The following is a 10,490-nucleotide window of genomic DNA, read 5'->3' as shown; positions in this document are numbered from 1 at the left end:
TCGTAAAATTTTTCACCCAATATCATTGCCGGTTCAGGTTATCGTAACGCCAGTTTGATTAGATTTTCAACGCTAATAGACGGGCCCTCACGCTTGATGATGGCATCCAGACTTTTCTCCGCCGTAGCCTTGGGAATACCCAAAGTAACGAGCGCAGCCAACGCTTCACTCCGCAGAGTGTTAGACGACGCTTCCACAGACCTGGGGCCTGTTGAAACGAGCTCTTCCTTTCGAATTTTGTCTCTTAGTTCGAGGATTACGCGTTGAGCAGTCTTGGACCCTATGCCTTTGATCGACTGGATCAGGCGCAGGTCTTCATCGATAATTCCCTGCCGGATTTCGGAGGAGGAGAGCGACGAAAGCATTACGAGCGCGGTAGACGGCCCGATTCCTGAAATACTTGTCAGATCCAGGAACAGCTTCTTTTCATCATTCCCCCAAAACCCGTAAAGGACGTGGGCATCTTCCCGTATATTGAGAAACGTTACCAGCTTGCACCGGGCACCAATGTCGGGGAGAGAAGTGTAGGTCTGCAATGAAATCCTGACCTCGTAACCCACCCCGTTGACATCGATAATAGCGTACGCTGGGTCTTTATAAGTTACAATCCCGTTAACGTAGGCAATCATAAAAATAGTATGTGTATGTTGAAGCGTTGTTTTCTAGGTAGAAATAATCAATTTCTGGCCCGGCTTGATCGAGTTGCCCCTGATTTTGTTCCGTTTCTTTAGCTGACCGATTTCCAGACCGTAGCGCTGCGAAATAATCCATAATGTATCTCCTTTTTGTACGGTATGATAACGTTTCCGGGTATGACGCTGCTGGTTGGCCACCTGCTCTTCTTTCTGCTGTGGCCGGGGCTTCGCCGCAATGCGGGCTGCTGGTGCAGTTTCGCGCACTTCCTTGTAAATGACGAGCCGTTGTCCGCGGCGGATCATGTTGCGGCGGATGTGGTTCCATTTTCTCAGTGATGCCACCGAAACCCCGTATTTCCGGGCAATGCTCGCCACATTGTCGCCACGGCGCACGGTATATGACACGCGTTTGGTGCGGCTGCGCTGAACTACCTCTTCTTCGCCTTCTTCGTCATAGGATTCGTCGTCCGACACATTCTGGACATTGGAAGCGAGTACGTAAGGGAATGCGCCGTTGCCTCCGATCGAGTCAGTTTTCGTGCTGTCGGCCTTGGCTACCATTACGCCATTAGACAGAAGCCTTCTGGTGCAGGAGTCCATGATCGAGGCGCGGTTGCTCATCAGGTAGGTAAAGCGTACGCTCGGCACTTTGAGCACAAAATCACGCGTCTGGTCCGGGAGGACTTTTTTGGTGATTTGCGGATTCAGTTTTTTAAGGATTTCAAAATCAATGCTTGCATTGTCGCAGAATGTGGCGAGATCAATGTAGCCATTGATGTGAATGGTATCGTTCGGGATCTGGAATTCTGTGTTTTCGGGGAAAATGCCGTGGTCGTAGCCGTAGTTCATCATGTAGTTCATAGCCACATATTGCGGCACGTAGGAACGGGTTTCGCGGGGAAGGACGTTGTAGATCGTCCAGAAGGTCGTCCCGCGCGAGCGGCGCATGGCGCGTTTCACATTGCCCGGGCCGGTATTATACGAAGCCAATGCAAGCTCCCAGTCGCCGAAGATCTTGTAAAGCTGTTTCAGATACAAACAAGCCGCTTCGGTAGCTTTGGTCGGTTCGAAACGCTCGTCGATGTATTTATCCTGATAAAGACCGAATTCCCGTCCGGTAGCCGGCATAAACTGCCAGAGACCTCCTGCACGGGCATGGGAAATCACAGTCGGGTTCAATCCCGACTCGATCATCGAAAGGTATTTCAGTTCGGTAGGCAGGCCGTGTTTGGCCAATGCTTTTTCAAAAAGCGGGAAGTAGAGCGGCATACGCTCCATCATCGTCCGTGTGAAATGCGCTTTTTTGTAGATAAAATACTCTACGAATTCATGGGACGATTTGTGGTAAGTGAGCGGGATCGACTTTTCGAGCTTTGCGAAGCGTTCTTTCAAAAGCTGCTCCGGAACCGCGGGGTTCGGTCCGATCTCCTCAACCTCCGGAAGTGACGGCATCAAATCACCTTCTTCCTGAGCAATACTCTCAACTGTATCCTGCCCGGAAGTCAAACTCTCCTGTGGAACCATCGCCCCAGCAGGCGCATTCCATAATCCTGCACACATGGCTCCGAGCCACAATACTCTTTTCGAAATCCTCATTAATAAATGTTTTTTGAAGGTTAATCAATTCACGGTTTTCAATGGCTTATACCTGTTGATGGTACCTACTGACAGATAAAAAGGTCCTTTTGGCCTGATGAATCAGAATAATCTCTAATACATTCTTAAAATTCACACAAAATCCTCACTCAGAATAACGTAACCTGGTCGCCTGTTATTCTGGCATGATAATTTTCTTCAAAACATGGGTTATAAATACGACCCGGGGCAAGAGCATGCAAAAAAAGAGAAAAATTCTCTGCACTAGCGGCCTTAGTTGTATGCTACGGCTTCCTGATTCAACGCTGTAAGATAATTGGCAAACGCCAGCATCTTTTCCTCACCGAAATAAGGCGCCATGATTTGAATCCCGATCGGCATTCCCTGATCGTCCAGCCCATTCGGGATGGACACCGCAGGATTGCCCACGACATTCGCTTGCACTGTGAAAATATCCGCCAGATACATTTGCAATGGATCTTCGGTTTTTTCTCCAAGGGTAAAGGCTGTGGTAGGTGTAACCGGGGAAATCAGAAAATCGAACTGCTCGAAAAACCGGTTCGTTTCTTCCCGCACCAATCTTCTAACGCGTTGCGCCTTGGTATAGTATGCGTCGTAATAATTTGCGCTTAACACGAAAGTACCCAATAGTATTCTTCTCCTTACTTCATCTCCAAAACCTTCTGTACGTGTCTTTTTGTACATACTTTCAAGATCTACGGATTCGGGACTGCGGTAGCCGTACCGCACGCCGTCGAAACGCGAGAGATTGGAACTTGCCTCGGCAGTAGTAAGGATATAATAGGTGGGCAGGAGCGAATCCAGCAGCGGCATATCAATGGCCGTCACCTCATGCCCTTCCGCACGCAGGCGATCGAGCACTTCGGAAGTTTGCCGGCGGATTTCCGGCGCTATGGCCTCGTTTTCCACCGCGCTGCGGATGTACCCGATTTTTGCTTTGCCTTTCCATTCCAGACCGGCTGTGTAAGCCGGCACCGGACGTTCCGAAACGGTACTATCGAAATCATCGGCACCCGACATTACTTCCAGAAGCAACGCAGCGTCGGCCACGCTTTTGGTAATGGGACCGATGCAGTCAAATGACGAAGCGTAGGCAATGAGGCCGTAGCGCGAAATGCGTCCGTAAGACGGCTTCACGCCGATCACCCCGCAGAATGCCGCCGGCTGGCGCACCGAACCTCCAGTGTCGCTCCCCAGCGATGCATGGCAAAGCCCCGCCTGCACGGCCACCGCCGATCCACCCGACGAGCCGCCGGGCACTTTTGCGTTGTTAATGGCATTGAGCACCGGTCCGAACGAAGAATTTTCATTCGAGGAACCCATCGCAAACTCGTCGCAATTTTGCCGCCCGATGATGATCGCGTCTTCATCTAGCAGCCGCTGCACGGCCGTTGCGGTGTAAGGTGCCGTATAATTTTGAAGGATCTGGCTTCCGGCCTGCAAGCCGTGGCCAGTGAGCGAAAGCACATCTTTAAGACCGATCACCATGCCTGCCAGCTTTCCGGCGGTGCCGTTGGCGATCTTCGCATCCACGGCCAGAGCGGCCTTTTTTGCTTCCTCTGTATAAACTTCAACGAAAGCATTGAGATGCTTGTTAGCCTCTATTTTTTCCAAATAGTGGTCAACCAACTTGACGCACGTCAAACCTTCTTCACGTAGATCTCTCTGAATTTCGGTCAGCGTCAGATACTCTTTCAAGGTAATTTTTTTGTGGGGTTGTAAATAAAGAATCAGAGCCGTTAAGTGGTAGCTTAATGGCTCTGGATCAAACCTTCAAATAAGATGGAAGCGTTATTTGGGGTCTTCCATGCTTTTTTCAATATTTTCCTTAACGTCTTTAGTAGCGTTCTTGAACTCATTGATACCTTGCCCCAAACCGCGCATAAGTTCTGGGATTTTCTTTGCTCCGAAGAAAAGCAACACGAACAGAGCAACCAGGAAGATCTCCTGACCACCCAACCCCATAATTCCTAAAACGGTTATTGATTCCATATCTGTTTCTTTTATAATGTTTACAAAAATAACTATTCTTTTTTACAACAACCAGCCCCGCGGCCGTTTTTATCCGATATTAATTGTCTTGCTGGCCTTCTCCCAATCGGCAAATTTCCGGATATCGCCGCCCAGCGTTTTCACGAGCCACACCACCAGCGCCACGTCGTCGGTAATACCGATAACCGGCAGGAAGTCAGGGATCAGGTCTATGGGAGATACGAAATAAATGAGCACAGCGACTATCGACACCAAACTTTTCCACGGAAGCTGTTTATATTCGCCGGAAGCGTAGGCCCTCACCATGCGCATCAGGAGCAGTACATTGGTTTGAAAATCGGAAAGGTTTTCCTTCACGCCGACGGTCTGCAGCTTACCTACCACCTCTTTGAGTAGTTCGAACAACCGGGTGGAGTTTCTGGCGTACCGTCCTGCTTTTCCAGTAGCTTTTTTGAAAAAAATCGACTCTAAAATCCGCGAAATCATTGATTGGTCATTCATCGTACAAAGCAGGAAAAAGTGGTTAACAAAGCCATTATAACTATCAACTTACGGAAAAAATTGCGTGCCGGATGTCGGCCAGGCTACCAGCCTTACCCTTACCGCGTTTCCAGCCGGGCTTCCAGCGGGACCATTTAAGGCAAAAAATCAATTTCCGCTTGGATTAAACAAATTATGTATCATACTTTTAGGAAAAATATAAAAAGCATCAATTTCTATTCAATTAACCATATTTCCCTATGAAGATTACTGTTGTAGGTGCGGGTGCGGTAGGCGCAACCACTGCCGATAATATCATTCGTCGTGAGCTGGCAGAAGAAGTGGTGTTGCTGGATATCAAAGAGGGTGTCAGCGAAGGTAAGTCACTGGATATGTACCAGACGGCCGCGTTGCTGGGATTCAACACCAAGCCTATCGGCTCGACCAATGATTACGAGAAAACCAAAGGCTCGGACGTGGTAGTGATCACCTCGGGACTGCCTCGTAAGCCCGGAATGACCCGCGAAGAGCTGATCGGTATCAATGCAGGAATCGTAAAGGGAGTTACTGAAAACCTTTTGAAATACTCGCCCAAAGCCATCGTCATCGTCGTTTCTAATCCCATGGACACCATGACGTACCTGGCGCTGAAAGAATCGGGCATTCCTAAAAAACGCCTCATCGGGATGGGCGGCGCATTGGACAGCGCGCGCTTCAAAACCTACCTGGCCATGGCCATGGACGTATCACCGCTCGACATTCACGGCATGGTGATCGGCGGCCACGGCGACACGACCATGATCCCACTGACCCGCCTGGCGACCTACAATGGTATCCCCGTAAGCCGCTTCCTCTCCGCCGACCAGCTCGAAAAAGTAGCTGCCGACACGATGGTAGGCGGTGCAACGCTCACCAAGCTGATCGGAACTTCGGCGTGGTACGCGCCCGGGGCTGCGACGATGATGCTCGTAGAAAGCATCGTGCGCAACCAGAAACGCATTGTGCCATGCAGCGTGTACCTCAATGGCGAATACGGCCAGAAAGACATTTGTATGGGTGTGCCTGTGGTACTCGGCCGCAATGGTTGGGAAAAGATCATCAACCTGCGCCTCAGCGATGCTGAAAAAGCAGCGTTTGAAAAGTCTGCCGAAGCCGTTCGTTCAATGAATGCGGCTTTGAACCTGGCTTAATTCAATATTCAACAAAAAAAGGTATCCGGCGGGCGTCGGATACCTTTTTTTGTTGGTTAAATGCGGGTTAAATGGATATCTGGTATTGCAATGTCCAGCTGCCGCGGCGGCCGTTTTTCTCCAACTCGTTGGCTACCGAAGCATTTCTGTAAACGGGCCGGTCCTCGTAATTGAGCGACAACTTTCCATTATGGCCTTTCATCAGCCAATTCACGCCCAGGTTGAAAATATGGGCCGCATCCTGCAAACGATCATAATCGCCGCGCTGCAACGACGCATAGGGCATCAGCGTTCCCTGATTGCCCAGCAGACCGTCTTTTAGCTTGTAACCAGCCTGCGCGTAAATCACATTGCCCGTCCCGAACATCGGGTAGGCATTCCCCTGCGTGCCGCCTACGCCCGCAATCGGCTGCGTGGTGCCCGTAGCGGGATTCATAATGCCGTTGTAACGCAGGTAACCCTTGCCATAATCCGTACCGAAATAGCCGAGGTAGGCTGATACCGCCGTTGCTTTTTCGGCATTTACCGGCATATCCAGGTAAGCAGCCACCGACCAGAGCGTCATATTGCTGTAAAGCGTGTCCACCGCTTCCTTCCGCCACATCGCATTCTTTTGGGAAGTGATGCCCGCTTCGACGTTCAGCACCTTACGTTTACCGAGGTAAGTTCCTGTCATATAGCCCGGTGTGGTGTTATCTTCGGTGTCAAAAATATTATAAATGAAGAGTCCCTGGAACTGCTTGCCATGCTTCCGTTGCGCAAAAACGGAGTTCTGGTTAAGCGCTGCCGGCGTGGAGCCGCTCGTTTCGACGGGGAATGGGTCGGCGATGCCGATGCGGTAATTCAGCTTGCCGATCTGGCCGCGGCTGTAAACGGTGAGTTTTCTGGAAAACTGGTCGGTCTGGTCCACGGTGGCCTGCGCGAAAACGGGCACGTCCATCGTCATGATCGTGCCAATGCTGGGTTGCGAAAACCGCGAGAAGCCACTCACGATTGTAAGCCCGCCCCCGAAACGGATGAAACTGTTTCCTTTCCGCTGCACTTCGTATTCACCAACCGCGTCATGGAAAAACGCGGCGATCTTGCGCTGGCTGGGCGTTCCCGCTGTGTTGTAGCCCGGGAATGCACTCACTTTGTTAAAATTATTCATCCCGAACTGCGTGTAGAAGAAAATCCGGTCGGTGAGCTGGCCAAACAATTGCATGCGCGTGCGCCGCAGGCCGATATCGAATGTATTGCTTTCGGCATCGCTCAAGACGGTGGTTCCGGGATTGTTATCGTTGAGCCGGAGCCATACCTGGTTCGTGAAAGTGAATTTCACATAATGTGAACCGGATTCGTTAAGATTGTAACGGATATCATTTCGCTTGTTGTCGTCCTGGGACATCACGGGTGCCGTAACGGCCGACGAGCCGAGGAGCATAAGGGTAAGGAATTTTTTCATTGAAAATACTATTGAGTTTTTACCGACTAACACCGAACAAACCCTTCTGAAAGAGCTAAAAACGACATTAACAGTTAATTTGAAAATGATAGTGAACACGGCGGCAAACCGACTCATGAAAAGTCATTTACCAGGCCGGGCCTTCAAATATAAGGCGGGTTGCGGTACTGCCATACTCTTTTTACTCACAATCTTCCTCCCCTCCCTGGCCCAGGAAACGCCCCCGCTGATCAACTATCCGGCCACACTTTACAAGGCCCATAACCAGAACTGGGACATCTCCCAAAGCGCCGACGACGTCATTTATTCCGCCAATTCCGACGGGCTGCTGGAACACGACGGCGCTTCGTGGAAACTGTACCCGTTGCCCGACGGCCAGATCGTCCGCGCGGCATTGTACGATGAACAACCATCCGCTCCGGCCGGAGGAAAAGTCCTCAACCGTACCGCACAGGCCGAACAGCGCATTTACGTAGGCGGATTTTCGGAGTTCGGATATTGGAAAAAAGAACAGGACGGCCAGCTGCGCTATTATTCACTGAGCAAAAAAGCAGGTTTCGCCAGCCTGCGAACCGAAGAGATCTGGCACATCCTCAAAACCCCGAAATACATCTATTTCCAATCGTTTTCAGTCATCTATCGTTACGACGGCAAAAACCTGAAAGAAATCAAGAGTCCCGGCAATATCATGTTCATGCGGTTTGTCCAAAACCGGGTACTTGTGCAATCGATCGGAAAGGGCATTTATGAGCTAAAAGGCGAAAAATTCGAACCCTTGCACGGCACGGAAAGTCTCTCGCCCGCGATCGTCTCCTCGATCCTCCCCTTCCGCAACGGCGGTATTCTCATTACAACCACCAAAAACGGGCTGTACATCTGGCAAAACGGCACATTGACGCCCTGGACCATCGGCATTTCCGGCGAGCTGAAACGTAACATCATCAACCGGGCGATCGTCATGACCCGCGACAGCAGCCTGGTGTTCGGTACGATACAAAATGGGGTGTATGTAGTTTCAAAAAATGGGGCATTGCGCTACCAGTTCAACAAGGAAACCGGCCTGCAAAACAATACGGTGCTTGCGCTGAAAGAAGATTCGCAACAACAACTATGGATCGGGCTTGATCAGGGCATTGATATGGTTAAAATGTCGTCGCCGATCATAGCTTACCAAACCAGCGACAACCCGCTTGGCTCAACCTACGCGGCGGCGATCTGGCACGGGAAGCTGTATGTGGGTTCCAACAAGGGAGTATTTGTTAAAAAATGGCTCTCACCCGAACCTTTCCGGCCGGTATGGGGGCTCGAAGGCCAGACCTGGGCGCTTAAAGTGATCGACGGACAGCTCCTGTGCGGCCACAATGATGCTACCTATCGCATTGAAGAAAACGGGGTTACCAAAATTTCGAATATCAATGGCGGCTGGGTGTTCCTTCCGGTGCGGAACGGGCAGGATACGCTTTTACTGCAAGGCGCCTATGTGGGATTGCACGTGTATAAAAAAGATGCAAAAGGCATCTGGACCTACGCCTACCCCGTCAAAAACTCGGTACCGATCCCGATCCGGCAGATCGTGCGCGACCGTTCGGGGGCATTCTGGCTCGGGCATGCTTACAAAGGACTGTTTCAAACCAAACTCACTCCCGCCCTCGATTCGGCATACCAATGGAAGGAATTTAAAGCGCCGCAGGAACTGCCCAGTGAATTTTCGGTGGAGGTGGTGCAATGGCTGAATGGGCAGGTACGCGTCCGTTCCGGCAACGCGTTTTTCCAGCCCGATGCCTTCGGGAAGCTCGTAGCGAGCCAGGATTTTTCGAAAGAAGAGGAAAACTATAAAGTAAGGACCGGCCTGCATGGCGACTGGTTCAAGGTGTTCATGAACCGCGTCGTATTTTATCAACCGGGGAAAGAAACGCGGAGCCTTCCGCTCACGCTCGTGCGCAACAGCGAAACCGTGGTGCCGCTTTCGGAAGATTACTATTTCTTTTGTCTCGACAATGGCTATGCACTATACAACCGCAAATCACCCGACAAGCACAACGACGACGACGGCGCGCCGGTGATCCGGAAGGTCGCCAACCTGCGCAATCTGAACGAGACATTCGCCATTTCGGGCAGCCCGTCGCTTCCCTCGGAAGTGCGTGCATTGCGGATCGCGTTCGCATTGCCGGTGTACGGGCAGAACGTACAATACAAATACCGCCTCAAAGGACTTACCGATCAATGGTCGGAATGGACGGACCAGAGCTTTGTGGAATTCACCAACCTCGAATCGACCGACTACATTTTCGAGATCCGCAGCAGCCTTAATGATACAATCGCGACCTATCATTTTAGCGTAAAACCTTTCTGGCGCGAAACCTTGCTTGCTAAAATCCTATTCGCCGTGGTGATTGCGCTGGCCCTCGCTGCGCTGATCGTGTATCAGGAAAAACGCCTGACGCGCCACCGCCGGAAGCTGATTGAGGAGCAGGAAGAAAAGCTGCGGCAGCAACGGCTGTCGAGCGAGCGGCAGATCATGCAAATCCAGAACGAGAAATTACAAAGCGAAATCCAGAGCAAAAGCCAGCAGCTATCCAATGTGGCCATTAACGTGGTTAAGAAAAACGAAATCCTGGAAGAAATCCGCGACGAGCTGAAACAGGTGAAAGCCGACATGGGGCATCAACTCCCCAACATCCATTACCAGAAATTATTGAACAGTATCGAACGCAACGTCGCCGGCAAGGACGACTGGGTTTTGTTCGAACAGAACTTCGACGAGGTACACGAGCACTTTTTCAAACGGCTCCGTCAGATTTATCCTACCATCTCCCCTTCCGAGCTGCGGCTCGCGGCATGCCTTCGCATGAATCTTTCGACAAAGGAAATGGCGCCCGTGCTGGGGATTTCCGTCCGCGGTGTGGAAATCAAGCGCTACCGCCTCCGCAAAAAGCTGGATTTGGACAACGATGCGAACCTGGCCCAATTTATGATGGACATCTGACGCAATTGCACTAATCCATTCCCGACCCCTTTATTGTACCACCAAACCTTGCATTATTCTCATTGATGTAGTGGTGATGTAGTGCATTATTTGATTCCTCCCCGACTTGGAACTTAATTTTGAAGTCAATAAATTCTTATAATAAT

General features: G+C 50.8%; 8 protein-coding genes. 2 read left to right on the top strand and 6 right to left on the bottom strand.

The genetic code is table 11. The annotated features are described in order from the left end of the window. Nucleotides 1-38: 38 nt before the first annotated feature. The 5 genes from ruvA to DFER_RS22225 all read right to left on the bottom strand — a co-directional run bounded on the left by ruvA (nt 39) and on the right by DFER_RS22225 (nt 4,730). The gene (ruvA, locus tag DFER_RS22245) at nt 39-629 is read right to left on the bottom strand and encodes a Holliday junction branch migration protein RuvA (RefSeq protein ID WP_015813906.1); all 591 of its coding nucleotides are present in this window, start codon (nt 627-629) and stop codon (nt 39-41) included. A 33-nt stretch (nt 630-662) separates the two neighbouring features. Then, complete coding sequence (locus tag DFER_RS22240) at nt 663-2,231, bottom strand: lytic transglycosylase domain-containing protein (RefSeq protein WP_229206080.1); 1,569 nt, start codon at nt 2,229-2,231, stop codon at nt 663-665. A gap of 273 nt (nt 2,232-2,504) precedes the next feature. Continuing rightward, complete coding sequence (gatA, locus tag DFER_RS22235) at nt 2,505-3,950, bottom strand: Asp-tRNA(Asn)/Glu-tRNA(Gln) amidotransferase subunit GatA (RefSeq protein ID WP_015813904.1); 1,446 nt, start codon at nt 3,948-3,950, stop codon at nt 2,505-2,507. Between the two features lie 93 nt (nt 3,951-4,043). After that, nucleotides 4,044-4,244 (bottom strand): Sec-independent protein translocase subunit TatA/TatB, encoded by a 201-nt coding sequence (locus tag DFER_RS22230; RefSeq protein ID WP_015813903.1) that lies wholly within the window; start codon nt 4,242-4,244, stop codon nt 4,044-4,046. A 69-nt stretch (nt 4,245-4,313) separates the two neighbouring features. Further along, on the bottom strand, nt 4,314-4,730 hold the full coding sequence (locus DFER_RS22225; protein WP_015813902.1) for a YkvA family protein: 417 nt from the start codon (nt 4,728-4,730) through the stop codon (nt 4,314-4,316). Nucleotides 4,731-4,984: 254 nt separating this feature from the next. Between DFER_RS22225 and mdh the strand changes: the two genes are divergently transcribed. Next, nucleotides 4,985-5,914, top strand: a complete 930-nt coding sequence (gene mdh / locus DFER_RS22220) for a malate dehydrogenase (protein WP_015813901.1) — start codon at nt 4,985-4,987, stop codon at nt 5,912-5,914. Nucleotides 5,915-5,981: 67 nt separating this feature from the next. On the opposite strand, the gene DFER_RS22215 is transcribed toward mdh, so the two are convergent. Continuing rightward, the gene (locus DFER_RS22215) at nt 5,982-7,358 is read right to left on the bottom strand and encodes a hypothetical protein (protein ID WP_015813900.1); all 1,377 of its coding nucleotides are present in this window, start codon (nt 7,356-7,358) and stop codon (nt 5,982-5,984) included. Between the two features lie 115 nt (nt 7,359-7,473). Here DFER_RS22215 and DFER_RS22210 point away from each other — a divergent pair, with 115 nt between their 5' ends. Then, nucleotides 7,474-10,344, top strand: coding sequence for a triple tyrosine motif-containing protein (locus tag DFER_RS22210; protein WP_229206079.1), 2,871 nt, complete (start codon nt 7,474-7,476; stop codon nt 10,342-10,344). Nucleotides 10,345-10,490 lie beyond the last annotated feature (146 nt).

Origin of the sequence: Dyadobacter fermentans DSM 18053 (assembly GCF_000023125.1) — a bacterium.
In the GTDB taxonomy this organism is placed as follows: domain Bacteria; phylum Bacteroidota; class Bacteroidia; order Cytophagales; family Spirosomataceae; genus Dyadobacter; species Dyadobacter fermentans.
The sequence above is the reverse complement of the archived record's forward strand: the minus strand, read 5'-3'. Positions and strand labels throughout refer to the sequence as shown.

Coding starts and splice junctions, on each gene's coding strand:
- mdh (WP_015813901.1), top strand. CDS start 4,985: ATGAAGATTACTGTTGTAGGTGCGGGTGCGGTAGGCGCAACCACTGCC.
- DFER_RS22215 (WP_015813900.1), bottom strand. CDS start 7,358: ATGAAAAAATTCCTTACCCTTATGCTCCTCGGCTCGTCGGCCGTTACG.
- DFER_RS22240 (WP_229206080.1), bottom strand. CDS start 2,231: ATGAGGATTTCGAAAAGAGTATTGTGGCTCGGAGCCATGTGTGCAGGA.
- DFER_RS22225 (WP_015813902.1), bottom strand. CDS start 4,730: ATGATTTCGCGGATTTTAGAGTCGATTTTTTTCAAAAAAGCTACTGGA.
- DFER_RS22210 (WP_229206079.1), top strand. CDS start 7,474: ATGAAAAGTCATTTACCAGGCCGGGCCTTCAAATATAAGGCGGGTTGC.
- ruvA (WP_015813906.1), bottom strand. CDS start 629: ATGATTGCCTACGTTAACGGGATTGTAACTTATAAAGACCCAGCGTAC.
- DFER_RS22230 (WP_015813903.1), bottom strand. CDS start 4,244: ATGGAATCAATAACCGTTTTAGGAATTATGGGGTTGGGTGGTCAGGAG.